We start from the raw sequence: 25,018 nt of genomic DNA, 5'->3' as shown, positions 1-25,018 counted from the left end.
CATTGTTTGGTATCAACATTGCTTTTATGGCTTTTACCATCTACTTCCTCCTGTATCAGTTCCCGGATAAGTTTCTTAGCTTTATTCGCTCGTTTTCCTTGTAATTTGCAACTGAATACTGTGATTATCTGAACCAGATCTTCAACAAGTTCCTGCTGTTCGGATTTTTCAGTATTATCAATCTGTCGTTCCAGATCATCTTTCTGTTTATGGCTGGAAATGCGACAATATCCAATTGTAATGCGATTTTTAGGCTTTACATTTATTACCTGGTTGAGTTACTCGTCAGAATAATATCTATAGCCGCTTACTGTAGTATGATGCGGATGAAGTTTTCCATTGGCATCCCAATTTCGTAATGTCTGGGCGGATACGCCTATAATTTTTGAAAATTCATGTATAGAATAATATTTACTCAAAGCATCAACTCCTTTCAATAATATTCCACTCTAATATCTTATAAAACTCAACATGTACTTATATGATTTATAATTTATAATTTATATTTAACTGTTAATAACCTCCGGCATCAGTCTGAAAGCTTATGGATAAAAAGACCACTGCGGAGCTTCGGTTCAAACCAGGTGCTCTTTGGCGGCATAAGCTTACCCTCGTCTGCGATCGTCATCAGCTCCTCCATGGATGTAGGATACATGGCAAAGGCAGCTCCTCCTGTCTCATCTGCAGCTGCTGCCAGATCCTTCAGCCGGTGGTTTCCTCCCATAAAGCGGATCCTCTCATCGGTACGCGGGTCACTGATCCCCAGAACCGGACCCAGGACCTTATCCTGAAGAATAGACACATCCAGCTGACCTACACTGTCTTTACCCGCATAGATATCCGAATATGCCTTCAGATGGAACCATTCTCCGTCTACATACAGCCCAAAGCAGTGTTTCTCTACCGGTTTACATGGAAATCCCGGCATTGCCATCAGCTCAAAATTAAACTTCATGCTTCCGATAAAGGCTTTGGGTTCCATACCCTTGATATCCTTTACGATCCTGTGATACGGAAGGATGGTCAGCTGGTCATACGGAAATACCACCGACAGGAAAAAGTTAAATTCTTCTTTTCCGGTGTAGTCCGGATGCTCCGCTCTTCTCTTCTGTCCAACCTTTACTGCGGAGGCTGCTCTGTGGTGGCCATCTGCAATATAGATAGAGGAAATCCCGCCAAAAAGACTATGTATAGTCCGGATCTTTTCTTCCTCATCTACGACCCATACACGATGTGTGATCTCATCATCGGAAGTAAAATCATACACAGGAGCATGTGCATTTTTCCATTCTTCCATAAGAGTAAGAAGCTCTGCCGGATATCTGCACGCCAGAAAAATAGGGCCTGTGTTGGCATCACAGACATCCACATGACGGATGCGGTCCTGCTCCTTATCCTCTCTTGTAAGCTCATGCTTTTTGATCACACCATTCATGTAATCATCAATGGAGCTGACACCTACGATCCCGGTCTGGGATCTTCCCTTACGGATCAGTTCATACAGATAATAGTTCGGTTTCTCATCCTGGATCAGGATCCCTTCTTTCTGGAAACGATCCAGATTTTCCCTTGCCTTCTGATAAACCTTCGGATCATAAAGATCGGTTTCCGGATCCAGATCCATCTCTGCGCGGTCTATATGTAGAAAAGATTCCGGATTTTTTTCCCCGATCTCTCGCGCTTCCTCTCTGCTGACTACATCATAGGGAAGTGCAGCCACCTTTTCTGCTTTTTCCGAAGCAGGTCTTACTGCCCGAAATGCCTGAAATAAAGCCATTATATTTTCCTCTCATTCCTGTCCGGCCATACGCCGGCCCTTCTTAAGATTTCTGCTTAGTTTGCAGAAAAATCATCCTGTCCATTCTAACACATATCAAAATTTCCCGCAAACCTTTATCCGGCCCGTCTTATGCCTTACGTTTGTTCAGCTCCGGCAGTACCGTTGCCAGCATGGTAAAAAAGCATGCACAGCCGCCTACAAGGTTGGAAACTGGTTCCGCCCAGAACACGCCGTCTGTTCCCAGGCCATTCACGTGAGGCAGCAGGAGCATCAGCGGTACCACGATCACTACCTTTCGGAACAGAGAAAAAAAGGTAGCCTTTTTTGCCTTTCCCAGTGCCACGAACACGCTTTGTCCGGTAAACTGCAATGCCATAAAGCAGAAGCCGAAAAAGTAAATATGAAGGGCAGGAACTCCCTTTTCCAGAAGCCCGGGATCGCTGTTAAAGATCCGGATGAAAAATTCCGGAAGCAGCTTCAGGATTCCCCAGCCTGCCAGGGTATAGATCACACAGACAGCTGTAATAAATTTAATTGCTTTTTTGACTCTGTCGTATGCTTTTTCTCCATAATTGAAGCTCATGACCGGAGAAGCACCTGTAGTAAGCCCATGGACCGGCATGGTGAAAATGTCACGGACAGAATTTAAAACTGTCATGACACCAACGTAGATATCACCACCCCAGGTCTGGAGTGTGGCATTGCATACCACCTGCACAAGACTGTTTGTAAATGCCATAAAAAACCGGACATACCCAGGCTTACGATACTGCCCACTCTTTTCCAGGAGATCCTCATGGCGCTTTTTTTCAGGTTCAGGATCGCCTTTTTTCCTGTAAGGAAGCGTAAGACCCAGATGGCGGAACAGAACTGGGAAATGATAGTCGCCAAAGCCGCTCCCCGGACTCCCATGTGCATCCCAAAGATAAACAGGGGATCCAGAAGAATGTTCAGTACAGCACCGATCAGTATCGTGAGCATCCCTGTGTTTCCAAAGCCCTGGCTGTTGATAAACGGGTTCATTCCCAAAGTGATCATCACAAACAGGGTTCCCAGAAGATAGATCCTTATGTAGTCTGCCGCATAGGAAAAGGTTACATCACTGGCGCCAAAGGCATAGAGGATCGGTCTGTAAAAGATAAGGCCAATGGCTGTCAGGATCACTCCTGTGCCGATCAGCATCACAAAGGTGTTTCCCATGAGCATTTCTGCTTCTTCCCGGTTTCCTCTTCCCCGTTCCATGGAGCAAAGCGGTGCTCCTCCATTTCCAAAAAGATAGGTAAATGCGGTGATCAGGGTGATAATGGGAAAACATAGTCCCACTCCTGTCAGTGCGGTGGCTCCGATCTCGGGAATCCTTCCGATATAGATCCGATCCACAATGTTGTAAAGGAGGTTCAGGATCTGTGCAATGATCATCGGCACAGCTACCTCCATAATGTTACGATAGACATTTCCTGTTGAAAAGTCTGTTTGATGTGTCTGCATTTCTTTACACCTTCCTGCTTTTTTACTATTGTAAATAATACTATATCTGATATGCAAAGTAAATATTTCCCTGTAAGGCTGCTGTGGAAATATCAGACGTTACTGTTTGTTCACTGTAATATCCCGCAAACTGTTTTTTGTGAGCGAAGATCACAGAAAACCCGAGACATACCGCGCGAACTTATGCGATCAGCATAAATTCTGTACATCGCGAAGCATGTTGCTGAAAACGGAATGGCCAGTAACTATCTGATTATCCGTGTATTTATTTCTTGCTATTTTTGTCTAAAAAAGTTATAATAAAGCCATAAAAACGGTAATGATTCCACGTAAAATCGGTCAAAAAACCACATCACTGGGAATCTGTTCCGCATGGAGGTATTTTTATGGATAATAATTATAAGGGCATGGCTGTAGGTGTTTTTGAGCTTGATAACCTGGTTGCCTGTTTTGTTGCTCTTGATGCTGCTTCCAAAGCAGCCAATGTCAGGATCCAGAGTGTTGAACGTAACCGTCTGAAGAGTGGCGCCTGTGTCAAGATGCGTGGTTCTGTTTCTGACGTTAATGCAGCTATGGAGGTTGCGCTGGAGGCAGCCAAACCTCTTGGTAAGGTTGTTTCTCATACTGTGATCGCTTCTCCTTCTGAGGATACTGAGATCGCACTGAAGATGACGATCAATAAATAAAGGGGGCGACGGATTTATGAATTATGGTGCTTTTGGTTTAGTTGAGGTTGTTGGCAGCAGTAATGCGATCCTGGTGATCGACCAGATGCTGAAGACTTCTGATGTTTCTTTTCTTACCTGGCAGACGAAGTGTGGTGGTCATGCCACTGTTTTTCTGACTGGTGATGTTTCTGCTGTTACGGCTGCCGTTGACAGTGTAAAGGGGAACCCGCCTTGTGAGATCGTAGCTTCAGCAGTGATCTCCAATCCTTCCGGTGAGACGGTTCGTCTGGCTGAGGAAGAAGCGGCTAAGAATCACTTTATTTGAGATTTGTCTACCTTATAATTATAAATTATAACGAACGTACGCAGGGAACCGCCCTGGCGTAGCGGGAAGGGCTTCGTCGTCCGCTGGCTTCTAAGGTGCTGCGGCTTCTGCTAAAACCATTCCAAAAAGTTCTGAACTCGCGTCAAGCCGCTCAGACAGCAGAACTTTTTGGAATAACGCAGAAACCACACCACCTAAGAATCAGCAGGACTCCTGCAGAACATCCCACTACGCCAGGGCGGTTCCCTGCTGGCTTTTGTATAAGTGAAAATTGTCTCAGACACGGTGATTTCACACATCAGCCGGTGCTTTCATCATCGATGCTCTGCTTCTACAAACTTCACACTTTCACTCTAGCCTATCTCCCCTTTCGCACGTCAGCAACTCTTTTCGCTATATTCTTTAAACTCACGCCTTCACTCTAGCCCTCCACTCCTTCGCACGTCAGCCGGCGAGGTAGCGTCTGGTTTGGGCTGGCTCTGCAGGAGGGGTGCGCTTCTTAGGCGGTGGGAATCTGCGTTGCTGGAAAAAATCCAGCTGTTTGAGCGACGCAGGAGCGAGTTCTGGATTTTTTTCAGCGGTTTTAGCAGATTTCCAGCGCCTTAGAAGCCAGCCCCCGACGAAGCCCCAGCCCAAACCAGACGGTACCTCACCGGCGTCCGTCCGCAAAATCCACATCCACCATCTCCCTTCCATCCTCCACCTTCATCACAGCCACATCCCCCCGATGTGCCACAACCACCCTCTTCCCTCCGACATCACCGGAAAGCTTCATCAGCTCCCCATAATACTTCTTCGAAAAAACACAGGGATTCCCGGTCTTCCCATCATGCTCCACACAGGCGATCCCTTTCCCCTCTCTCAAAAACACATCCACCAGTCCAAAAAACCGTCTCCCACCGCAACCACGGCTGATCTGCCACTGTAAACAAACAAGCATCCATCTCCCGGTTGACCCGCAGCCCGATCTTCAGTGAGGAAGATATCCCCTCATCCGGATGCAGATTATAAAAAACCACGCGCCAAGCTTCTCTGCTTCCTGCGCGATCTCCTCATACTGTGTGACAACTGTGATCTCACACCTATGCCCCTGTTCCTCCAGTGCTGCTTTCACTTTTTTCAGCTCCAGGAGGATATGCCTGTACATCGGCATTCCGTCTATCCCGTACAGCAGCTTATTGCTTCCAAACCGCCGGCTGTTTCCTGCTGCCAGCATGATCAGTCCCAGTTTCATATCACCGCTCCACTTCCTTTCGATTCTAGTACAGCGAATATTAAGTAACCGCCATATTGACTTGCCTGATTTTTCATCTGCTGCGTTGTCGTCAATCGTCGTAGCCACCGCTACGCCTCATTCCTCCGCCTTGCAGATGAAGAAATCATCCTGCGTCAATATAGCAGAAACTTAATTTTCGCTGTACTAGCTGTTTACACTTCTCTGCAGGCTTCCGCAGATCACCATGATCCCAGACTCCTGACCTTGTGCCATAAGCTTCTCCACCACACAAGGATCCTCCAGAGTATCTGCCTTGTTCAGATACGCAAGAAATCTTCGCCCGTCCACGCCTTTTTGCAATCCGGCTTCAGACCGGATGATCTTCCACACATCCATCCATGTCACAGGCTCATCTGTACGCTTTCCCAGAAATCCCGCCACATCATCCGGACGGTGTGCCGTATCACAGATCCTTCTGCCGATGCAGTCAAGACCGATCACTCCTACTACCATATCTGCAAAAGAAGGAATCACCGGCTCATGAACAGCCGGCACTTTAAGGGGTCGGTGCCTGGATCCGTCAGCTTCCACAAGAAGAAGATCACAAAAGCCGGGCAGCTTTTCCAGGATCTCCTTTTCGGGGCCGGAAATCTTTGGCTGCCCGGCCTTGTGATGAGCCGCGATGACGTATCCGTATTGTTCTATAAGCCGGCATGCTCCCGGAATGTCCTCTGCCTCCGCAAAAGGACGTTCCGGTTCCCATGCCATATGCGTGGTTGTGGTCACGATCACACGTTTTCCCTGTCCGGAAAATATTTCTGCCAGTCCAAGGATCAGACTGGTCTTTCCGCCGCCTCCTGTGAATGCCACAGTAAGCGCTTTTTCATTTTTCTTCATGACACACTCCATTTATCTTCTAACTTCTTTCAGGGGCACCAGGCTCTGTATCGGTCACAGATTCTCATTCCTCACAACTTTCTCTGTTCCCGGAAGCACTCCGCAGGAAAGCAGCACCTCCAGGACTCCCCCTGCGATACACCTCGCCTTGTCTGAGATCGTAAAACAGTTTTTCTTCTGTTCTGCCCTTGGGTCGATGTCCGCGATCTTCATTCCCTCAAAAACAGGGTAGCCGTCCCGGATCAATCCCCGGATCACACCGGAAATGGTAGCCTTCACCGGCGTATCACCTACCATGGCAATCACCTGGTCTTTTTCAACAAGATCTGCGATCTGACAGATGTTTTTCATGTTACCGGCTGCCGGTGAATGGATCACACGTTCCTTTCCGATTCCTGCGATCAGTCCCGGCACTCCGGTATTCGGCAGGGCAATGCCTTTTTTTATGATCCTTCCCAGGTTATGGCCGCGCATGGTCTCGATCACGTAATCCACATCCTCCCCTGCGGTAAAGCCCGGGCCAAGTCCCACAGTCAGTGGTGCCATATCCCTGCTGGTCCCAAGATTCTTTTTGGCAAGGATGGCATCGATCACTGCCTCCGGCTCCAATTCGCGGATATATTTTCCATGGGTATCTGTCAGAAGGGGGATCTCTCCCTGTGCCCAGCATTTCCTACACTGGGTCCGGATATCGTTCTCCGTGATCCTCCTGCACACAACGCCTTCTACCTCTGCAGTTCCGTCATAAACAGCTTCACAGAAGGCCACATGACGGCGGATGGCACTTGGACGGTCACATTCCAGGATCAGGACCTGATAGCCACTCTGATGAAGCTTGTGAATCACTCCTGTGGCCAGATCTCCGCCACCTCTCACAAGGATCATTTTATCCGTATATGCCGCTATTTTCATCTTCATACACCTGCTGTTCGTTTCCCGGCATTCCTGCCGCAAGAGTATCATAAAGCTCCGCATAGGTTGCATCCTTATACGGGGATACATAAAAGAGTCCCGCGATCCCGGCCGTAATTGCCGAAAGGACAGACCAGGGAATAAAGGAAAGATCCAGGATAAAGGTATCCATCTTCTGTCCGTTCATCATCTCACGGCTTTTTGCAAACACTTCCTTTGTGCTCATATCCGGATATTCCGCAAGAAGATAAGGGATCATCTTATATTCGTAGGATTTTACCACTCCGGGAATAATAAAAAGCAGCGTCCACAATACAAGATACAGGTCCCGTAAAAACATGGTTTTTACGATATTACCGTAATTCCCGGAACGAAATACACTGAGGAGCTTTCCGGGCCCGGGTACAGAATAAAGGTTCTCAATGTAAAAAATCTCTTCCGCCTACCTCCAAAACATTTCCCACAAAGAAATGAAAAAGAATTCCGATCAGAGCCACAGCTACCACGGCACTGGCACTCAGAAGTGCAAAAAGCACTGCCAGTGGGGAGCGAAATACATGGCTGACATAAGAAGTAACACCATTGATATCCGTACCCAAACGATACGTTGTAACACCGTAGTCCGGACTTACCACATTTCCGGCACTGCCAGTGGCCGCACCGCTTCCGCCGGTTGCCATCACAATAGCCAGCACCAGACTTACCAGCACTGCTGACCAGTAATTTTTTTGAATGCCTGTTTTCCACGCCATTTCAAGTCGCTGCGTTTCCAGCTGATCTTCTGCTCATTCATAACTTAACCCTCCATATATGATTCACGGACACAGAGCTCTCTCCGTCCCTTCTGCCACAGCGCAGGCTCCAGCTCTGCCAGATAACCGCCGCCGTTTTTTACATGCCATTCATAAAAAGCCCTGGGTCTGTCCGCATATTCTTCCATAATGTTCATGATCGTACCGCCATGTATCACAAGAGCCGCTGTCTTTATGTTGTTGCGGATACACTGTGTGACAGCCTTCTGAAATCCTGTAAGGCTCCGGTGCTTAAACGCTTCTCGACTTTCTCCTCCCGGAAAAGGAAGCGTTCCATTGCTATCAATCCACCTCTGATAATCCTGATTTCCGGAAAGCTCTTTATAATTTTTATTCTCAAACTCTCCAAAATCACACTCGGAAAGCTCTTCGATGATATGAAAGCTTTTTCCCGGAAAAAGGATTCCCGCAGTTTCCACACAGCGGCAGAGCGGACTTACATAAAGGGCCTCCGGCATGGGATAGGTCAGCTTTTCCAGAAATTCCTTTCCCTCCGTGCTCAGCGGTTCATCCGTTGTTCCGATATAACGCTGAAGCTTATTTCCGGGTGTCTGTCCGTGTCGTATCAGATATAATCTAATCATCCTTCAGCACCGTCCCGATCCCGCATACCACTCTTGTGACCCTGCTGCTTTTTGCAGCCAGTGCAGTGCACACCCGGCCAACAGCTTCTCGGTACTGCCGTTCAAAAGCATCCGCCGGAACGATCCCGTAGCCTACCTCCTCACTGACAAGGATCACATCCGGATCCTGCTGTGCCAGCTTTTCTGCCAGGCCGGTGAGATCTTCTCCTGCCTTCAGAGCTTTTCTTATGTATTCCTGAAATCCCAGAACACCCGCTGCCTTCAGAAGCTCCTCTTCTGTGATCTCTCCTCCGAATTTCCAGTCCACATCCGGGAACTGTGCTTTTGCATAGTCAGCTTTTCCCTGATATGCACCTCCGATTATCATTTCCATAATATTTTTACCTCATCCAAATCTTCATTACAGATTAAACGTGCCACCAAGAGCAAGCACCAGTGCCATCACAACCTCGCAGATGCAAAGGAAAAATCCGGAAAGATCACCTGTGGTCCCTCCAAAATATTTCAAAGCCATATGGTGATACCACCAGAATACCAGAAGTGCGCTGACAACTGCCAGAACACCCAGGACCGGATCTACCCATATCATCAGCGCTGCAAGGATCACAAACATCGTGATAAGAACATTTCGCACTGCGATCTCTGACGCATTTCTGGAAAATTCTGCCACAGTCCCGTCTGTCCTTGCCTTGGGAAATGTAATCACACCGATCCCGGAAAGACATCTGGACATCATAAAGCCCAGGCTCATGATACAGATCCCGTTATAATTTCCAAGGAGCTGATCCCAGGCTCCCAGCCAGAGGATAAAATATACACAGGCTGTGATAATGGCAAATGCACCTGCATGGGAATCCTTCAGGATCTCCAGCCTCCTTGTGCGTTCCTGCCAGGAGCTTAATGCATCTGACGTGTCCAAAAGCCCGTCTACATGAATGCCGCCGGTAATAAATACCGGGATCACAGTAAGGATCACAGCGAGAAAAAATGGCTCCAGAGCTACGTGTACACCGAGGACCCCTCCTGCAAGCCAGGTCAGGATGCCGATGGCAGTCCCCACAAAGGGGAAAAAGCACATCATATATTTTATGTTTTCCTTCTTCCAGTCCACCATGGGCATAGGAATCTTTGAAAACATGGCAAAGGCTGCCTTAAAACTGTTCCATAAGCTTTTCATGCTTCCTTTCCTCCTTTATGCCATACAGGGATCCCGTATACGACTTCCACAACCTCTTCTGCCAGCTCTGCCAGCTTCTGGTTGATCTGTCCCAGCTCTTTTTTGTACTGTTCTGATTCTTCCTCGTAGAGGATCCCGTCTGAAAAGATCTCGTTGGTGACGATCACCACATGCTTTGCCTGGGAAAGAAGATTTTTCACCCCTTCTGTGATCTTTTCTGCCACCTCCGGGTGGAAGCCGCCTTCCCGGAACATCTCATTTGCAACCAGATTGGACATGCACTCCAGAAGGACCACGCAGTCCTTCGGGATGAGCAGCTCATCCAGCTCTGTATATCTTTCAATTGTCTCGAAGCCTTTTCCTGCACGCATGTGCCGGTGTCTGCGGATGCGCCTGTGGCTTTCTTCGTCAAAAGCCTGCATGGTGGCGATATAGATCCTTCTGGCTTCGCCAAGGGAAAGTACGGTTTCTTCCGCAAAAGCAGATTTTCCGCTTCCGCTGCCTCCTGTTACAACAACCAGCATATTATTTCAGCTCCTCGTACTGTTCTACATTGATATCACCAAAGGTACTCATGGAATTATATACTGCACAGGACAGATCCATCATCGGAAACAGTGCCACAGCTCCGGTTCCCTCGCCCAGGCACATGCCTGCGTGGATGATCGCTTCCTTGCCAAGCTCCTTCAGGATCAGCTGTGCTGCAGGCTCTTTGGATACATGAGACGCAAGGATATGATCACTTACCTGCGGGCAGATCTTTATTGCGATCAGTGCAGATACGCAGGAAATAAATCCGTCCATGACAACCGGCATTCCAAGTGCTGCTCCTCCAATGAATACTCCTGCCATTCCTGCAATATCCAGTCCACCTACCTTTGCCAGGACGTCAATGGCATCTGAACGATCCGGATTATTCAGGGCGATCGCCTTTTTGATCGCATTGATCTTCCGTACAAGCCCTTCACTGGTCAATCCGGCACCACGTCCGGTCATATCTTCCACCGGTTTTCCGAGAAGCACAGCTGCTACCGCACTGCTGGTGGTGGTATTTCCAATGCCCATCTCGCCGGTTGCAAGAACCTGATAGCCTTTTTCCTTCAGCTCCTCTGCCATGGCAATTCCGGCTTCGATGCCACGGATCGCCTGATCTCTTGTCATCGCCGGCTCTCTGGTCATATTTCTGGTCCCATAAGCAACCTTAAGATCTGTACGGACCTTTGTATCTGTGACCATTCCCACATCTACAGGAAAAAGCTCTGCTCCACACTGACGGCACATCACACAGCAGGTAGTAGTCCCTTCCAGAAAATTCTCAGCCACAACAGCCGTCACTTCCTGTCCGGTCTGGGTCACACCCTCTTCTACAACTCCGTTATCCGCGCACATGGCAACCACTGCTTTTTTCTCCACACGTACCTCCGGTGTACCTGTGATACCGGCGATCTGTGTCAGCATATTCTCCAGCTCTCCCAGAGAATGCAGGGGCTTTGCAATACTGTCCCATCTCTTTCTCGCCCCCTCCATAGCCTTTTCATCCAGAGGGCGGACTTTCTTCACTGCCTCATCCAAAGTCATCATTTGCTACCTCCAATCCTTTTACCTGTGGTAAAAATAATAAATTTACTAAAGATATAATTCAACGCCAGCACGATAAATTGTGTGCAGAATTTTGCAAACATATCCCGGAATCCCAGGATCTCCGCCAGAAGCCATACGCCACCTACCTCAATGACCATGGTCACCAGACGGGCACTTATAAATTTCAGAAAGGGCCGTATATGATCCCTCCATGTTTCACAGCGGTCATGAAATACAAATCTGGAATTCACAACATAGGCAAACAGGATCGCCAGGATGATCGATATGATGTTGGCACTCATCAGTGGAATTCCCATTGCCCTCATGATATAAAAGCTTAACAGATTTACGAGAGTCGTACAACCACCCCAGAAAATATAACGGATCACATCATTTTCATAGAATTTAAGGATCCACTTTTTCATTGGTATCTCCTCCTCGTATGATCTTTGATACGATATATCTTGGACGGCGTTTTACTTCCTCATAGATCCTGGCGATATAATATCCGATGATCCCAAGGCTCATCATCACAGCACTTCCGATAAAGAGCATCACGATCAGAAGTGTGGTATAACCTTCCACCGCATGCCCGGAAAAATACCGGACCAGAGAATAGACCAGAAGGAGCAGGGAGCACCCAAAGCAGCCCACAGCACCTGCTGTTACAAACTGCAACGGAAGTGTTGTAAATGCCACAATATTCCGAAACGCATAGCTGATCAGCGTTCCTGCAGACCATTTGGATTCTCCGGCCTCACGCTCCTGCACCTCAAAAGGTACGGAGATGCTTTTGAAGCCTATCCAGGATGATGCCGCCCGGAAAAACATGCTGCGCTCAGGCATGGCGAGAACACTCTCCACCGCTTTCCTGTCCAGCAGCTTGAAGTCGGAAGCGTTTTCCATATCAAAGCCGGTGGCACGGGACATGATCCGATAGAAAAATCCGGCACTTTTTCTGTGAAAAAGAGTTTCTTTTCCCCGGTTTTTCTTGATGCCCTCCACAACCTCGTAGCCCTGCTTCCAGAGCCGGTACATTTCCAAGAGGATTTCCGGCGGATGCTGCAGGTCACAGTCCATCACTGCCACCGCATCTCCGCATGCCTGTGCAAGGCCGGCCACGATTGCTGCTTCTTTCCCGAAATTTCTGGAAAAATGCACACCTGTCACATTTTTATCTTCCCTGGATACTTTTTCTATGGCTGCCCAGGTCCCGTCAGAGGAACCGTCATCTACCAGGACCAGTTCATAACGAATCCCGGCCTGCCCCAGGAGCTCTCTGAGAGTCCGGCAGGTTTTCTCCACCATCGGTTCCTCGTTACAGGCAGGCAAAACTACCGATAATCGGCTCATTTCTCCTGTTTTCCCCTTTCTTTTTGTTTTCTCTGGCGCCGGTAAGATATTACGATCCCGGCAAACAGGATCAGGCCGATCACCGTCAGTATCATTCCGGGCACAATATACGGTGTACAATATCTGAGTGCGATCGTATGCCTGCCTTTTTTAATTCCAGTCCCATATACATACTGTTTGCCTGCACAAGTTCTGTTTTTTCTCCATCTACATAGGCGGTAAAGCCTGCGCTGTATGGAATGGAAAATACCAGGATCTTATCGGAAGTGGTTGTGATATCTCCACGAATGCAATTTGTCTCCGTTTTGATATTCTGAAGACTTTCTTTTCCAAGCTCCTCTGTCTGTTCTTCAACAGAAGCCATGGGCTGACATACCACATACAGATCATCAAAGGTATATTCTCCCGGCATGGAGAATGTCAGTGTCATAGTTCCTGCAGAATAGTTTTTATATCCCATATTCAGAAGAAAATTATGTCTTCCGCTGTAGCCGTTGTATTTATCTGTAAAGATCCGGATAGTCTTGTCCACAGAGCCCAGCGAAACATCCACTGCTGATTCCTTGCTTTCTTTCCAGTAGCGCCAGTTATTGTCTTCATAACGCACGGTATTCTTCTCATATTCTGTCATGGAATCCCATTTTTTATCACTGACCACTGCACGTGGAGAATAGGCATTAAAATCCAGATTTTTTGCCACAAGATAAACCTCTGCCTCCGGCTCTCCCTGATATCCGATCTGTACGGTTGCTCCTTCTTTGGCCACAATGATCTTTCCGTCTTTGATCTTACAGCCTTTTCCTGCTTCCAGTGTAAAATCTGCTTTCTTATCATCAAAGGTGAGGTCTGTCTCAGGAAGACTGCTGTCCTCAAGGACTGCCCCCTGCAGGAGCGCCTGCTGCTTTTCGGTCACAGAAAGCTTTTCATACTTTTCTCTGGGGATCCAGGAATCATAGGTATAACCAAGAGGAAGGGAATCCTCGTCTTCGTAGATCCTGTATTTTTTGTGACTTCTGCTTCACTGTCATAGCCGTATGGCAGATACCCATATCCGCTTTTTTGATAGCAAAATATTTCACCGAGGCAAGACGATCCAGGATACTCCGTCCGTCCAGGCTGCTGTAATGATAATCCCAGGGGGTATTCAGATACATCTCATCAAAGAAACGGCTGATATTTCCATTGGCCACACTGAAATAATAGGAAGTACTGTTGGTTCCCATATACATTGCAGTGTTTACATAAGAGCCCGTTTTGTACTGGTCATATCTGGTAACCGCTGAATCGTCCATTGACCGGATCGCTTTGTCCGGTCCGGACTGAAGCTTCTCCAGCGCCTGATCCTTTTCCTCAAATTCTGACAGATAATCTTTTTCGTAAGAATACTGGTATGAAACATTCAGAAGGATGCTTGTCACAAGCACGGCCACGATCATTCCACAGAGATATTTTCCCTGTGTAAATACGTTTCCGTAGGAAACCACGGTAAACACAGCCAGGACCAGCATCATCAGTGCCATGATATTGCGTTCCGTACGGGCAGATTCCGAAAACAGTGCCAGCACGCCATATATCAGCAGCATCACAAATATCCGTCGTTTTTCCCTAATGCCCAGCGTAAACAGTTCCGGATATGCCTGTACCAGGATATATGCGATCAGCATTCCATACGCCCAGATCCATCGATTGGACACGTATGAAAATCCATTCAGTACATGACCTGCAAAGGGGATCAGCAAAAACAGATTCAGAAGCACAAAGCCCAGCTTCAGTCCCGTATATTTTTCTTTTGGAAAAGATCACAAACACGCCTGCCATTGCGACTGCGGAATATCCAGCAACTCCCCACTGGATCATATTTTCGCCGATCAGACAGCCGAGATATTTTTCGTAGTAAATGCGGTCATATAACAGCGGCACATAATTCTGCGCCTGAAAGCGCTCTGTTCCAAACAGAGTCATGACCACAGGTAAAAAGATCAGTGCAGCGATCATAAGTGCGACCAGATAAAAGCCAGCAAATTTCAGGAACCACTGAAATACATCTTTTACTGAACGCTTGCGGAATATTCCAAAATACCGGAAAGCTGCATACAGCACCATAAAGATACTGATCATATAAAAGAAATAAAAATTAGACATTGCCGCTACAGCCGTCGCACAGATAAAAAGGTATGGCTTTTCTTTTTTGTAAATCTTTTCAATTCCCATAAGGACCAGCGGCAGATAGATCATGGGATTGGAAAAATATGGATGCTTCATAGACGCATAAATGGTCCATCCTGCAAAAATATAAACAAGGCTTCCAAGAAATGTGGCCTGTTTGGGATTCTTGCGGTAAAAGCAGTAAATGCTGAATGTGATACCAGCCAGATAAATACGGAGAAAGATCAGAATCTCATATAAGATCTCTGTGTCTTTTTCCGGTACAAAAACGGACAGTAAGGTCAGCGGATCACCGATCGCATAATAATGAAGTGTTGTAAGGATATCGGAACCGTATCCGATATGCATATCCCACATAGGAAGGGAAAGCTTATGCTCCGTCACCAGCGTCTGAAGAACATTCCGCAGATATTTTCCATAATAGGCCAATGCATTGATGTGCTGCGGAACACCGTCATGACTCCAGATCAGGGATTTTCCATTGAAATAAAAACAACTGTAAATAAACAGCGAGATCGCCGCAAAAACAATCGTATACAGAATATAAAAATCTGCTTTTTTCTCTTTCCGGGATTTCTCCTTCGAAAAAATTCTCTTCATATATGTCTCTCCTGTATATGAAAAAAGGCCTGCGGTGCGCTAAACACCGCAGGCCTGTCACCTAATGCTTAATCAGCAAGCACACTGTATAAACAGTAACTATTGATCAATAATTAGTCTTCTTTCTTATCTGCTCCGTAAAGAGTGATAAGTTTCTGCAGATACTCATATCTAGCCTGAGCCTCAGACTCGTTCTTAGCAAACAGTCTTGCAGCTTTCTCAGGATTCTGACGCTGCAGAGAATTGTAACGAACCTCACCGTTCAGGAAGTCCATATAATTCTCCATATCCGGTGTCTTGGAATCAAGGCTGAACTTGTTCTCAGCAGCCGGGTTGAATCTGAAGTTGTGCCAGTATCCGCACTTAACTGCCAGCTCTTCCTCTGTCTGAGCTTTGCTCATACCTTTCTTGATACCATGGTTGATACATGGAGCATAAGCGATGATCAGGGATGGTCCCGGATATGCCTCTGCCTCTGCGATTGCTTTTACAGTCTGGTTGAAGTCAGCACCCATGGAGATCTGTGCTACATATACATAGCCATAGCTCATTGCGATAGATGCCATATCTTTCTTCTTAGTCTCTTTTCCGCCTGCTGCGAACTGAGCGATTGCACCTGTCGGTGTAGATTTGGAAGACTGTCCGCCTGTGTTGGAGTAAACCTCTGTATCGAATACCATAACGTTGATGTCACGTCCGCTTGCAAGAACGTGGTCAACACCACCGAATCCGATATCGTAAGCCCATCCGTCACCACCGAAGATCCACTGGGATTTCTTGGAGAGGAAGTCTTTCTGTGCAAGGATCTCGTTAGCCTTGTCACATCCGCAAGCCTCAAGAGCTGCAACGAGTTTCTCTGTAGCTGCACCATTTGTTGCGCCTACAGCATAAGTATCCAGCCATTCCTGACCAGCTGCCTTAACATCCTCGTTTGTTCCGTTAGCTACAAGGTCTTCGATCTTCTCTTTCAGACCGCCACGGATCGCACGCTGTGCAAGAAGCATACCATAACCGAACTCTGCGTTATCCTCGAACAGAGAGTTTGACCATGCAGGTCCCTGTCCCTTAGCGTTTGTTGTGTATGGTGTAGATGGTGAAGAGTTACCCCAGATAGAGGAACATCCTGTAGCATTTGCAATGTACATTCTGTCACCAAAGAGCTGTGTGATCAGCTTAGCGTATGGTGTCTCACCACAACCTGCACAAGCGCCGGAGAACTCAAGGAGCGGCTGTTTGAACTGGCTGCCTTTTACAGTTGTCTCTTTATATTTAGCGATAACGTCTTCCTTCTGAGGAAGTGTTACACCGTAATCGAAGAATTTCTGCTCTTCTGTGTTAGCTTCAAGCGGAGCCATCTCAAGAGCTTTGTTGCCTTTCTTTCCTGGGCAGACATTTGCGCAGGAACCACATCCTGTACAGTCAAGAGCGGATACAGTCATTGTGAATGTATAGTCTTTCATTCCTGTAAGTGGAAGTGTCTTGATTCCCTCTGGAGCGTTAGCTGTCTCATCTGCTGTCATAGCAACCGGACGGATTGCAGCATGCGGGCAGACGTATGCACAGCGGTTACACTGGATACAGTTGTCCGGAACCCATACAGGAACGTTAACTGCGATACCACGTTTCTCATATGCAGCTGTTCCGGATGGTGTTGTACCATCTACATAATCCTTGAATGCAGATACTGGGAGGCTGTTACCTTCCTGAGCATTGATCTTGCACTGGATGTTGTTTACGAAGTCCTGAGCTTCCTGAGCACCGTGGGATGCGTGAGACATGAAGAGTCCCTCGTCCTCAGCGTTCTTCCAGCTCTCCGGAACCTGAACCTCTACGATCTGTTTAGCACCGGCATCGATAGCTGCCCAGTTCTTCTTAACAACGTCATCACCTTTACGTCCGTAAGTAGCTTTAGCAGCAGCTTTCATAAGCTCGATAGCCTGCTCCTCAGGAATGATTCCTGTAAGTTTGAAGAATGCGGACTGAAGGATCGTGTTGATACGTGTTGGTCCCATGCCAGTCTCAATACCAATCTTAACACCATCGATGGTGTAGAATTTGATATTGTGGTTAGCGATGAAAGCTTTAACCTGTCCTGGAAGATGTTTCTCAAGTCCTTCCATATCCCAAGCACAGTTCAGAAGGAATGTACCTCCGTCAACAAGCTCCTGTACCATGTTATATTTATTAACATAGGACGGATTATGACATGCAACGAAGTTTGCTTTGTGGATCAGGTATGTGGATTTGATCGGTTTCTTACCGAAACGAAGGTGAGACATTGTAACACCGCCGGACTTCTTGGAGTCATAATCGAAGTAAGCCTGAGCGTACATGTCTGTGTTGTCACCGATGATCTTGATGGAGTTCTTGTTAGCACCTACAGTACCATCAGCTCCAAGTCCCCAGAACTTGCAGTTTGTTGTTCCCTCTGGTGTTGTAACAAGTGGTGCGCCTGTCTCAAGAGAAAGGTTTGTAACATCATCCACGATACCGATTGTGAATTTCTCTTTCTCAGTGTTCTCATATACTGCTACGATCTGTGCAGGTGTTGTATCTTTGGAACCAAGTCCATAACGTCCTGTAAAGATCTTAACATCGCTGAACTTGCTGTCGCGAAGAGCTGCAACAACATCAAGATACAGAGGCTCGCCAAGAGCTCCTGGCTCTTTTGTTCTGTCAAGAACAGAGATCTGCTTAACTGTATCCGGGATTGCATCGATAAGAGCCTGTGCACAGAATGGTCTGTAAAGACGAACTTTAACAACACCGACTTTCTTGCCAGCTGCCATAAGGTAATCGATGGTCTCCTCGATGGTATCGTTTACGGAACCCATAGCTACGATGATGTGCTCAGCGTCAGCAGCTCCGTAGTAGTTGAACAGTTTGTAGTCTGTTCCGATCTTCTCGTTAACTTTGTCCATGTACTCCTGAACAACTGCCGGAAGAGCGTCATAATATGGATTACATGCCTCTCTTGCCTGGAAGAAGATATCCGGGTTCTGAGCGGAACCTCTCTGACATGGATGGTTCGGGTTCAGAGCACGGTTACGGAACTCTGCGATCGCGTCCATATCTGCCATATCTTTCAGATCTTCATAGTCCCATGTCTCGATCTTCTGGATCTCATGAGATGTACGGAATCCGTCGAAGAAGTTGATGAATGGAACTTTTCCTTTGATTGCTGCAAGATGAGCAACCGGTGTAAGGTCCATAACCTCCTGTACAGAAGACTCACAAAGCATTGCACATCCAGTCTGACGACAGGCCATAACGTCGGAATGGTCACCGAAAATACAAAGTGCGTGGGAAGCAAGTGCACGGGCAGATACGTTGATAACTCCCGGAAGCTGCTCACCAGCGATCTTGTAAAGGTTCGGGATCATAAGCAGAAGACCCTGGGAAGCTGTGTAGGTTGTAGTCAGGGCACCTGCTGCCAGAGAACCGTGAACGGCACCTGCTGCACCTGCCTCAGACTGCATCTCTGTAACCTGTACTTCCTGTCCAAAGATGTTCTTTCTTCCCTGAGTTGCCCACTCGTCTGTAGCCTCAGCCATTACAGATGAAGGGGTAATCGGGTAAATAGCAGCTACATCAGAAAAAGCGTATGATGCATGAGCGGCTGCATGGTTACCATCCATGGTTTTCATCTTTCTTGCCATTGTTTTTTCCTCCTTAAAGGTTTGTTAAAAAATATATTATTTAGGCTTATGAAGGCCTAAAATTCCATTGGTTATTATATCATAGATTCCCAGTTATGTCCATTTTCTTTCATTGTTTTTTGTATATTATCCTGTACAAACGCCGTTATCTTTTTCACAAATAAAAAAGAGCTGTTCGGAATTTTCCCTCTCCAAACTGCTCTCCTTATCATCTCATACGCTTATCCCAACTCACATCCGGGAATCACTTCTCCTCTTTTCCGAAAAGATCCTTCATGGATTTCCGACGGAGCATTGTCCACAGCTGATCCTGGATCTCCTGAAGCTCATCATGTGCATGGCAGGGAACTCCGTCCTGTCCGTTCCTTGGACACTGATATGTGCCGTTCAGGCACTCAATGATGGACATATCCGGATCGATCGCACTGTATATCTCATATAATGACAGTTCTTCCGGATCTCTCTTCAGCGCGTAACCGCCATGAACTCCGCGGTATCCTTCCACGAGCCCTGCATTCTGAAGCTTCTTCAGTATCTTGTATGCAAAGGGTGCTGTGATCGATTCCCTCTCACAGATCTCGCTGACGCTCAAACGCGGCTCCCACATCAATGCGCGGATAACCCGCATCGCATAATCGCTTTCTCTGGTGATAAACATTTTTAACCTCTCTTCTGTTCAACTAAGCTGCTGATTTATGATAGTTTCCGCATTCCATCCGATCTGCCACGTTCCTGGGTGTTTCTGATGTGCCAGAGAGCCGGATATCCATATCCCCGGAATACTTCATTACCACATACGACAGTATAACCCATTTTTTATATAATAAAAGGTTATTATTTTCCTGTGATTCATAGTAATCCCCTGTTTTTCCTTTATTTAGCCGAAAAAAGGAAAATACAGCTTGCAAATTTTTTCAGTTTACGGTACAATAGGAAACGATTGTAATGCTTTCGTATGTAATTGAAACGATATTTATTTAATGAAAAAAGAGGTATGATATGATTTCAGCAAATAACATCACACTGCGCGTTGGAAAAAAAGCGCTGTTTGAAGACGTTAACATCAAATTTACAGAGGGTAACTGTTATGGATTGATCGGCGCCAACGGCGCAGGAAAATCTACATTCCTCAAAATCCTTTCCGGTCAGCTTGAGCCTACCAAGGGCGACATTGTGATCACCCCCGGTCAGAGACTTTCTTTCCTACAGCAGGATCACTTCAAATATGATGCTTATCCGGTTCTGGATACTGTCATCATGGGTAATGAAAGACTCTATCAGATCATGAAAGAGAAAGAAGCCATTTACGCAAAGGAAGATTTCACAGACGAAGATGGCATCCGTGCCAGCGAGCTTGAGGGTGAGTTTGCAGAGATGAACGGATGGGAAGCAGAGTCCGATGCTGCTACTCTTCTCAACGGTCTCGGAGTCGACACTGAGTTCCACTATACACAGATGGCAGACCTTACCGGTAGTATGAAGGTCAAGGTTCTTCTTGCACAGGCTCTTTTCGGAAATCCTGATATCCTTCTTCTTGATGAGCCGACCAACCACCTGGATCTTCCTGCTATCGAATGGCTGGAGGAGTTCCTGATCAATTTTGACAATACGGTTATCGTAGTATCCCATGACCGTTATTTCCTGAACAAGGTCTGCACACATACTGCTGATATCGATTATGGCAAGATCCAGCTTTATGCCGGAAACTATGACTTCTGGTTTGAATCCAGCCAGCTTCTGATCAAGCAGATGAAAGAGGCCAACAAAAAGAAAGAGGAGAAGATCAAAGAGCTCCAGGAGTTCATCTCCCGTTTCAGCGCCAACGCTTCCAAATCCAAGCAGGCGACTTCCAGAAAGCGTGCCCTGGAAAAGATCCAGCTGGATGACATGCGTCCTTCCAGCCGTAAATATCCATACATCGACTTCCGCCCGAACCGTGAGATCGGAAACGAGGTCCTCATGGTGGAAAATCTGTCCAAGACCATTGATGGAGTAAAGGTTCTGGACGACATTTCCTTCACTCTTGGTCGTGAAGATAAGGTTGCCTTTGTGGGCGCCAACGAGCAGGCCATCACAACCTTCTTCAAGATCCTTACAGGTGAAATGGAGCCGGATGAAGGAAATTACAAATGGGGCGTTACCACTTCCCAGGCATATTTCCCGAAGGATAACACACAGGAATTCGATAACGACCTTACTATCACCGACTGGCTGACACAGTACTCCGAGATCAAGGACGCAACCTACGTCCGTGGATTCCTTGGCCGTATGCTTTTCCCTGGTGAGGATGGTGTAAAACGTGTCCGTGTTCTTTCCGGTGGTGAAAAAGTTCGCTGTCTTCTTTCCAAGATGATGATCTCCGGTGCCAATATCCTGATCCTGGATGAGCCAACCAACCATCTGGATATGGAGTCTATCACAGCACTGAACAACGGACTGATCAAATTCCCGGGAGTGATCCTTTTCACCTCACACGATCACCAGTTTGTACAGACAACTGCAAACCGCATCATGGAGATCCTTCCTAACGGCAAGCTGGTAGACAAGATCACCACTTACGACGAGTATCTTGCCAGCGACGAAATGGCCAAGAAGCGTCACGTATTCCAGGTTAACGAAGAGGACGCACAGGATAACTAAATCCCATGCTTCTGTAACAAAAAATCTCCCCTGCTTCCGCCTTTACAGGCAGTCAGGGGAGTTTTTTTATCTGTTTTATATGCGCTTACTCCATGGTGATCGGAGCAAGCTTGCCCTGTGTTACATCCAGAAGATCTTTAAGCGGTACCTTCAGGGTAAGGCCTACTCTTCCACCACTTACATAAATCTCATCAAAGTTTTCGGCAGACTGGTCAAACACCACCGGATAATTTTTTTCATTCCAAGAGGGCTGCAGCCTCCGCGGATATAGCCCGTGATCTTTGTAAGATCCTTTACATGGATCATATCTACTGTTTTTTCGCCTACAGACTTTGCGGCTGCCTTACGGTCCACCTCTTTCTCGATCGGAACTACAAACACATAGTAGCCGCCGCTTTTCCCTTCCATGACCAGGGTCTTAAAGGACTGATCATGAGGGGCTCCTGTGATGTCTGCACAGTGGATCCCATCTATGAACTCTCCACAGTCATATGCGATTGCTTCATATTTTACTTTTTTCGATCCAGCATTCTCATCGCGTTTGTTTTGGCTTCTTTTCCCATTTCTGTCACTCCTCGGATTTTTCTCAGTTGTCTTTCCACTCATCAAGCTCATCCAGATCCTCATCATTCATCAGATCCGGGTCATTCCTGTAATTTCCATATTCTTCCTGCTCATCAAAATCCGCCATATTTTCAATATCCATCCGGCGTCTTTTCTGCTGCAGTTTTTCAAAATCTTCATAGCTGTCCCTGTTTTCCGACTCATCAAAACGATCATAGTCTTCATGATCCTCCGGATCTGCATAGCGGGATCTGCTTCCCGTTCCTGCATTCCTTCGTTCCCTGGTGCTGCTGCTCTGGCTGTATCTGCGGCCTCTTCTGTCATCCGAAGCATAATTTCTGTCGGAGGTTCTGTTTCTGCCGGAGGTTCCGGAAGTGCTTCTTCTTTCAGTGGAACTGCCTTTGCTGTTTCTTTCGCTTCCGGATCTTTTTCGGCTGTCTGCATAATTTCTTTCTCGTCTGTCAGAGTTGCGTCCTTCTCTGTCAGATGGTCTGCGGGAACGTCTTTCACCCCGGCTTTCCCGGTCATCGTTTGCCCGGTTTTCGTATGTATATCTGTGATCGTCCCTGTTACGGTCAGAGGTGTATTCACGACTGTTTCCTCTACGGTCCCTTCCTGCCGGCTTCCTGGTCTCCTCCGGCAGAGTTCCATCGTCGTCATCCTCTTCTTCGTCATCTTCCTCATCGTATCGGTCTTTGTTGATGGCGAACTGGATCAGCATACCAAGGATCGCAATTCCCGCTGCCATACCGACGCCATATGGAAACTGCGCCAGCCCTGCGATCTTTGCAATGGATAATCCTGCCAGAACACCACCCAGTATACTGGTTCCGACAATGATCACTCCTTTCGCATAACGCATAGCAAGTACTCCCAGTCCCACGCCGATAAGGATGCACAGGAAAAAGAAAAAGAACTGGTCGGATGGACCAGATAGATACTCAATGTTATTCCGATACCAAATCCCAGTACAAAGATTCCTGCCCTGTAGATCAGAAACGAAACAACAGCCAGTACGATCCCCAGTCCCGCCATGGCACCTGCGATCACCATTTTATCCTGAACACCGGACATATAGGTTACACCAAAGCCGGCGCCTGCTCCGATGATAAATCCAAAGATCATCATCCAGAACCGGAGGATACGATATCCCAGGATACAGTTCAAAAGCCCGAAAACGCAGAGCACTCCATATACGATCACCATCAGCTGGCTGATCTGTTCCATACCTCCTGCTCTCTGCAGTATGTCAAATCCTCTTGACAACATATCCATATTCATAACTTACTCCTCTCTTTCCAAAACCTCCGGAAATCTTCCCGAAGATGTTTCAGAAAATAAAATATATGGTATAAAAATTATCCATCACTCCATAATGATACTCCACCTGACCAAGTCCGTGAAGTTTCATATAATACTGTGCCACATTCTGTACCACGCCATCATCCAGCAGTTCCTGACAGGCTTCGGAAAAAGCTTCCTGACTGCCAAACTTGAAACGCACTACAGCCGCACCATTATCCAGTCTCATCTTACAATAATCATATATGTCCTGCCAGCTGTAATCTTCAAAGTACCCCTGGTTCAGCACATAAAAATCCAGATCCTTCGCAGTACATGCCGGAACTGTCAGTTCTTCCGATGGTGTATAGGTTTTTTCATATTCTTCCGGGAAAGGGCAGAGATAATCGTAAATGATCGTCTTATGTTCTTCCAGCTGTGCGGCATCTCCATTTAAAAAATCCGGCTGATCCCCATTGGTAGCATCTACATAATAATACTCCTGGCCTATTTTTACAATATCCCATGCATGACCCTCTGTACTTCCTTTTGTGCTTCCGTCCACATAAATACAGGGAATATCCAGCCTTTCCAGAAGATACTGGACAGCTCCTGCATATCCGGCACAGACTGCAGATTTTTTCCAGAAAACACCTGCTATGCTCTGATCATCCTCCCCAGTCTGATACTGGGTATGGTCAATAACATACGTATAAACAATGCGTACCTTCTCGTAATCACCGGCATCCTCCGGGATCAGGGCTCTGACCTCCTGAAAGCTCTGCTCCATGGCCGTCTGTATCTCATCGATCTCGCTGTCTGTATAAGTATAGCCCGGAGTAAAAACGCAGTAATCACTGTCTGAATACGTAGTTTTGTAGATTTTTTCACGATTGTGGACCCAGAATATCTCCGGGTGGTCTTTCAATACTGCATGATAGCTTCTGTCAATACTGTCATCATCGGAGATCGTCAGATAAAACTCCTTTTCCCGGGCACGGATTCCTTTCAGCAGCTCCCGATATACTCTCTGCTCTTCTTCCGTAAGCTGTTTGAAATAATATTCCTGATGCCCTTCTTCGCTCTGGGCAACCTCCATCTGACGCAGTTCCTCTACTTCCTTTGGTTCGCCTGAAATAATGCTCTTTGCTATGGAGCGGATCTGACCCAGTGCCCCTGCCGAAGTGCTAAAGGGCTGAAGGATCACTGCAGCTGTAAGCACTGCGGCTGCCATGGGGCAGAAATTTCTTTTTTCATAATATCATGTCCTATGTCTGAAGCAGCGATTGTAAGAAAGGGCAGCCTCCCGTGGGAG

General features: G+C 47.0%; 29 protein-coding genes and 1 pseudogene. 3 read left to right on the top strand and 27 right to left on the bottom strand.

All coding sequences use genetic code 11. From position 1 onward, the window contains the following. The 4 genes and pseudogenes from CK1_RS02605 to CK1_RS17895 form a co-directional block, all read right to left on the bottom strand. Positions 1–419: pseudogene (locus CK1_RS02605) on the bottom strand (MerR family transcriptional regulator); the annotation flags it as partial. Between the two features lie 110 nt (positions 420–529). After that, positions 530–1,777 carry a DUF1015 domain-containing protein gene (locus CK1_RS02600; protein WP_015524769.1) on the bottom strand — a complete coding sequence of 416 codons (1,248 nt, stop codon included), beginning with the start codon at positions 1,775–1,777 and terminating at the stop codon, positions 530–532. Positions 1,778–1,907: 130 nt separating this feature from the next. Next, positions 1,908–2,519 (bottom strand): MATE family efflux transporter, encoded by a 612-nt coding sequence (locus tag CK1_RS17900; RefSeq protein WP_353611107.1) that lies wholly within the window; start codon positions 2,517–2,519, stop codon positions 1,908–1,910. Further along, entirely contained in the window at positions 2,435–3,268 is an 834-nt protein-coding gene (locus tag CK1_RS17895) for an MATE family efflux transporter (protein WP_015524767.1), read from the bottom strand. The genes CK1_RS17900 and CK1_RS17895 overlap by 85 nt, the downstream gene beginning before the upstream one ends. Before the next feature lie 386 nt (positions 3,269–3,654). Here CK1_RS17895 and CK1_RS02590 point away from each other — a divergent pair, with 386 nt between their 5' ends. Further along, on the top strand, positions 3,655–3,954 hold the full coding sequence (locus CK1_RS02590) for a BMC domain-containing protein (protein ID WP_015524766.1): 300 nt from the start codon (positions 3,655–3,657) through the stop codon (positions 3,952–3,954). A 16-nt stretch (positions 3,955–3,970) separates the two neighbouring features. Continuing rightward, a complete protein-coding gene (locus CK1_RS02585; RefSeq protein ID WP_015524765.1) occupies positions 3,971–4,261 on the top strand; it encodes a BMC domain-containing protein in 291 nt (96 codons plus the stop codon). Positions 4,262–4,910: 649 nt separating this feature from the next. On the opposite strand, the gene CK1_RS02580 is transcribed toward CK1_RS02585, so the two are convergent. The 18 genes from CK1_RS02580 to CK1_RS02495 all read right to left on the bottom strand — a co-directional run bounded on the left by CK1_RS02580 (position 4,911) and on the right by CK1_RS02495 (position 19,876). Then, positions 4,911–5,201, bottom strand: coding sequence for a glycosyltransferase family protein (locus tag CK1_RS02580; RefSeq protein WP_015524763.1), 291 nt, complete (start codon positions 5,199–5,201; stop codon positions 4,911–4,913). A gap of 30 nt (positions 5,202–5,231) precedes the next feature. After that, positions 5,232–5,603 (bottom strand): NTP transferase domain-containing protein, encoded by a 372-nt coding sequence (locus CK1_RS02575; protein ID WP_306288700.1) that lies wholly within the window; start codon positions 5,601–5,603, stop codon positions 5,232–5,234. A gap of 78 nt (positions 5,604–5,681) precedes the next feature. Further along, positions 5,682–6,374 carry a selenium cofactor biosynthesis protein YqeC gene (gene yqeC / locus CK1_RS02570; protein WP_173775359.1) on the bottom strand — a complete coding sequence of 231 codons (693 nt, stop codon included), beginning with the start codon at positions 6,372–6,374 and terminating at the stop codon, positions 5,682–5,684. Positions 6,375–6,428: 54 nt separating this feature from the next. Further along, positions 6,429–7,286, bottom strand: a complete 858-nt coding sequence (gene yqeB, locus CK1_RS02565) for a selenium-dependent molybdenum cofactor biosynthesis protein YqeB (RefSeq protein ID WP_015524760.1) — start codon at positions 7,284–7,286, stop codon at positions 6,429–6,431. Next, on the bottom strand, positions 7,261–7,626 hold the full coding sequence (locus tag CK1_RS02560) for a DUF975 family protein (RefSeq protein WP_015524759.1): 366 nt from the start codon (positions 7,624–7,626) through the stop codon (positions 7,261–7,263). Before CK1_RS02560 ends, yqeB begins: the two co-directional genes overlap by 26 nt. A 79-nt stretch (positions 7,627–7,705) precedes the next feature. Beyond that, on the bottom strand, positions 7,706–8,038 hold the full coding sequence (locus CK1_RS02555) for a hypothetical protein (RefSeq protein ID WP_306288698.1): 333 nt from the start codon (positions 8,036–8,038) through the stop codon (positions 7,706–7,708). A 44-nt stretch (positions 8,039–8,082) separates the two neighbouring features. Then, positions 8,083–8,682, bottom strand: a complete 600-nt coding sequence (locus CK1_RS02550; protein ID WP_015524757.1) for a histidine phosphatase family protein — start codon at positions 8,680–8,682, stop codon at positions 8,083–8,085. Then, complete coding sequence (locus tag CK1_RS02545) at positions 8,675–9,055, bottom strand: bifunctional adenosylcobinamide kinase/adenosylcobinamide-phosphate guanylyltransferase (protein WP_015524756.1); 381 nt, start codon at positions 9,053–9,055, stop codon at positions 8,675–8,677. The genes CK1_RS02550 and CK1_RS02545 overlap by 8 nt, the downstream gene beginning before the upstream one ends. A 27-nt stretch (positions 9,056–9,082) precedes the next feature. After that, on the bottom strand, positions 9,083–9,859 hold the full coding sequence (gene cobS, locus CK1_RS02540) for an adenosylcobinamide-GDP ribazoletransferase (RefSeq protein WP_015524755.1): 777 nt from the start codon (positions 9,857–9,859) through the stop codon (positions 9,083–9,085). Next, positions 9,856–10,383 (bottom strand): bifunctional adenosylcobinamide kinase/adenosylcobinamide-phosphate guanylyltransferase, encoded by a 528-nt coding sequence (locus CK1_RS02535; protein WP_015524754.1) that lies wholly within the window; start codon positions 10,381–10,383, stop codon positions 9,856–9,858. Before CK1_RS02535 ends, cobS begins: the two co-directional genes overlap by 4 nt. Before the next feature lies 1 nt (position 10,384). Beyond that, a complete protein-coding gene (cobT, locus tag CK1_RS02530; RefSeq protein WP_015524753.1) occupies positions 10,385–11,437 on the bottom strand; it encodes a nicotinate-nucleotide--dimethylbenzimidazole phosphoribosyltransferase in 1,053 nt (350 codons plus the stop codon). Then, a complete protein-coding gene (locus CK1_RS02525) occupies positions 11,437–11,865 on the bottom strand; it encodes a GtrA family protein (RefSeq protein ID WP_015524752.1) in 429 nt (142 codons plus the stop codon). Before CK1_RS02525 ends, cobT begins: the two co-directional genes overlap by 1 nt. Continuing rightward, positions 11,846–12,793, bottom strand: a complete 948-nt coding sequence (locus CK1_RS02520) for a glycosyltransferase family 2 protein (RefSeq protein WP_015524751.1) — start codon at positions 12,791–12,793, stop codon at positions 11,846–11,848. Before CK1_RS02520 ends, CK1_RS02525 begins: the two co-directional genes overlap by 20 nt. Before the next feature lie 91 nt (positions 12,794–12,884). Beyond that, positions 12,885–13,787: a YfhO family protein gene (locus CK1_RS02515; protein WP_306289059.1), complete on the bottom strand. Its 903-nt coding sequence runs from the start codon at positions 13,785–13,787 to the stop codon at positions 12,885–12,887. Beyond that, complete coding sequence (locus CK1_RS02510; protein WP_306289058.1) at positions 13,744–14,505, bottom strand: YfhO family protein; 762 nt, start codon at positions 14,503–14,505, stop codon at positions 13,744–13,746. The genes CK1_RS02515 and CK1_RS02510 overlap by 44 nt, the downstream gene beginning before the upstream one ends. After that, positions 14,399–15,559 carry a YfhO family protein gene (locus tag CK1_RS02505; RefSeq protein ID WP_015524749.1) on the bottom strand — a complete coding sequence of 387 codons (1,161 nt, stop codon included), beginning with the start codon at positions 15,557–15,559 and terminating at the stop codon, positions 14,399–14,401. Before CK1_RS02505 ends, CK1_RS02510 begins: the two co-directional genes overlap by 107 nt. Positions 15,560–15,672: 113 nt before the next feature. Then, entirely contained in the window at positions 15,673–19,218 is a 3,546-nt protein-coding gene (nifJ, locus tag CK1_RS02500) for a pyruvate:ferredoxin (flavodoxin) oxidoreductase (RefSeq protein ID WP_015524748.1), read from the bottom strand. A 244-nt stretch (positions 19,219–19,462) separates the two neighbouring features. Continuing rightward, a complete protein-coding gene (locus tag CK1_RS02495) occupies positions 19,463–19,876 on the bottom strand; it encodes an RrF2 family transcriptional regulator (protein ID WP_015524747.1) in 414 nt (137 codons plus the stop codon). Positions 19,877–20,217: 341 nt separating this feature from the next. Between CK1_RS02495 and CK1_RS02490 the strand changes: the two genes are divergently transcribed. Then, positions 20,218–21,858, top strand: coding sequence for an ABC-F family ATP-binding cassette domain-containing protein (locus tag CK1_RS02490; protein ID WP_015524746.1), 1,641 nt, complete (start codon positions 20,218–20,220; stop codon positions 21,856–21,858). A gap of 85 nt (positions 21,859–21,943) precedes the next feature. Here the strand turns inward: CK1_RS02490 and CK1_RS17890 are convergent, their stop codons facing one another. The 5 genes from CK1_RS17890 to CK1_RS02470 are packed head-to-tail and all read right to left on the bottom strand — an operon-like array spanning position 21,944 to position 24,937. Then, the gene (locus CK1_RS17890; protein WP_353611106.1) at positions 21,944–22,078 is read right to left on the bottom strand and encodes a YbaK/EbsC family protein; all 135 of its coding nucleotides are present in this window, start codon (positions 22,076–22,078) and stop codon (positions 21,944–21,946) included. Further along, a complete protein-coding gene (locus CK1_RS02485) occupies positions 22,036–22,473 on the bottom strand; it encodes a YbaK/EbsC family protein (RefSeq protein ID WP_353611105.1) in 438 nt (145 codons plus the stop codon). The genes CK1_RS17890 and CK1_RS02485 overlap by 43 nt, the downstream gene beginning before the upstream one ends. Next, positions 22,445–23,284, bottom strand: coding sequence for a hypothetical protein (locus CK1_RS02480; RefSeq protein ID WP_015524744.1), 840 nt, complete (start codon positions 23,282–23,284; stop codon positions 22,445–22,447). The genes CK1_RS02485 and CK1_RS02480 overlap by 29 nt, the downstream gene beginning before the upstream one ends. Further along, positions 23,263–23,703, bottom strand: a complete 441-nt coding sequence (locus CK1_RS02475) for a TM7S3/TM198-like domain-containing protein (RefSeq protein ID WP_306288697.1) — start codon at positions 23,701–23,703, stop codon at positions 23,263–23,265. Before CK1_RS02475 ends, CK1_RS02480 begins: the two co-directional genes overlap by 22 nt. A 49-nt stretch (positions 23,704–23,752) precedes the next feature. Then, complete coding sequence (locus tag CK1_RS02470; RefSeq protein ID WP_015524742.1) at positions 23,753–24,937, bottom strand: transglutaminase domain-containing protein; 1,185 nt, start codon at positions 24,935–24,937, stop codon at positions 23,753–23,755. Between the last annotated feature and the right edge of the window lie 81 nt (positions 24,938–25,018).

The organism is Ruminococcus sp. SR1/5, from assembly GCF_000209835.1.
Classification (GTDB): domain Bacteria; phylum Bacillota; class Clostridia; order Lachnospirales; family Lachnospiraceae; genus Blautia_A; species Blautia_A fusiformis.
Note: the sequence above shows the minus strand (reverse complement) of the source record. Positions and strands in the feature narration are given on the sequence as shown.

Bases quoted from the DNA above. Each gene is read 5' to 3' on its own strand.
- CK1_RS02600 (WP_015524769.1), bottom strand. From the start codon at position 1,777: ATGGCTTTATTTCAGGCATTTCGGGCAGTAAGACCTGCTTCGGAAAAA.
- CK1_RS17900 (WP_353611107.1), bottom strand. From the start codon at position 2,519: ATGGCATTTACAAACAGTCTTGTGCAGGTGGTATGCAATGCCACACTC.
- CK1_RS17895 (WP_015524767.1), bottom strand. From the start codon at position 3,268: ATGCAGACACATCAAACAGACTTTTCAACAGGAAATGTCTATCGTAAC.
- CK1_RS02590 (WP_015524766.1), top strand. From the start codon at position 3,655: ATGGATAATAATTATAAGGGCATGGCTGTAGGTGTTTTTGAGCTTGAT.
- CK1_RS02585 (WP_015524765.1), top strand. From the start codon at position 3,971: ATGAATTATGGTGCTTTTGGTTTAGTTGAGGTTGTTGGCAGCAGTAAT.
- CK1_RS02580 (WP_015524763.1), bottom strand. From the start codon at position 5,201: ATGCTTGTTTGTTTACAGTGGCAGATCAGCCGTGGTTGCGGTGGGAGA.
- yqeC (WP_173775359.1), bottom strand. From the start codon at position 6,374: ATGAAGAAAAATGAAAAAGCGCTTACTGTGGCATTCACAGGAGGCGGC.
- yqeB (WP_015524760.1), bottom strand. From the start codon at position 7,286: ATGAAAATAGCGGCATATACGGATAAAATGATCCTTGTGAGAGGTGGC.
- CK1_RS02560 (WP_015524759.1), bottom strand. From the start codon at position 7,626: ATGTTTTTACGGGACCTGTATCTTGTATTGTGGACGCTGCTTTTTATT.
- CK1_RS02555 (WP_306288698.1), bottom strand. From the start codon at position 8,038: ATGGCGTGGAAAACAGGCATTCAAAAAAATTACTGGTCAGCAGTGCTG.
- CK1_RS02550 (WP_015524757.1), bottom strand. From the start codon at position 8,682: ATGATTAGATTATATCTGATACGACACGGACAGACACCCGGAAATAAG.
- CK1_RS02545 (WP_015524756.1), bottom strand. From the start codon at position 9,055: ATGGAAATGATAATCGGAGGTGCATATCAGGGAAAAGCTGACTATGCA.
- cobS (WP_015524755.1), bottom strand. From the start codon at position 9,859: ATGAAAAGCTTATGGAACAGTTTTAAGGCAGCCTTTGCCATGTTTTCA.
- CK1_RS02535 (WP_015524754.1), bottom strand. From the start codon at position 10,383: ATGCTGGTTGTTGTAACAGGAGGCAGCGGAAGCGGAAAATCTGCTTTT.
- cobT (WP_015524753.1), bottom strand. From the start codon at position 11,437: ATGACTTTGGATGAGGCAGTGAAGAAAGTCCGCCCTCTGGATGAAAAG.
- CK1_RS02525 (WP_015524752.1), bottom strand. From the start codon at position 11,865: ATGAAAAAGTGGATCCTTAAATTCTATGAAAATGATGTGATCCGTTAT.
- CK1_RS02520 (WP_015524751.1), bottom strand. From the start codon at position 12,793: ATGAGCCGATTATCGGTAGTTTTGCCTGCCTGTAACGAGGAACCGATG.
- CK1_RS02505 (WP_015524749.1), bottom strand. From the start codon at position 15,559: ATGAAGAGAATTTTTTCGAAGGAGAAATCCCGGAAAGAGAAAAAAGCA.
- nifJ (WP_015524748.1), bottom strand. From the start codon at position 19,218: ATGGCAAGAAAGATGAAAACCATGGATGGTAACCATGCAGCCGCTCAT.
- CK1_RS02495 (WP_015524747.1), bottom strand. From the start codon at position 19,876: ATGTTTATCACCAGAGAAAGCGATTATGCGATGCGGGTTATCCGCGCA.
- CK1_RS02490 (WP_015524746.1), top strand. From the start codon at position 20,218: ATGATTTCAGCAAATAACATCACACTGCGCGTTGGAAAAAAAGCGCTG.
- CK1_RS02485 (WP_353611105.1), bottom strand. From the start codon at position 22,473: ATGAGCTTGATGAGTGGAAAGACAACTGAGAAAAATCCGAGGAGTGAC.
- CK1_RS02480 (WP_015524744.1), bottom strand. From the start codon at position 23,284: ATGCGTTATGCGAAAGGAGTGATCATTGTCGGAACCAGTATACTGGGT.
- CK1_RS02475 (WP_306288697.1), bottom strand. From the start codon at position 23,703: ATGAATATGGATATGTTGTCAAGAGGATTTGACATACTGCAGAGAGCA.
- CK1_RS02470 (WP_015524742.1), bottom strand. From the start codon at position 24,937: ATGGCAGCCGCAGTGCTTACAGCTGCAGTGATCCTTCAGCCCTTTAGC.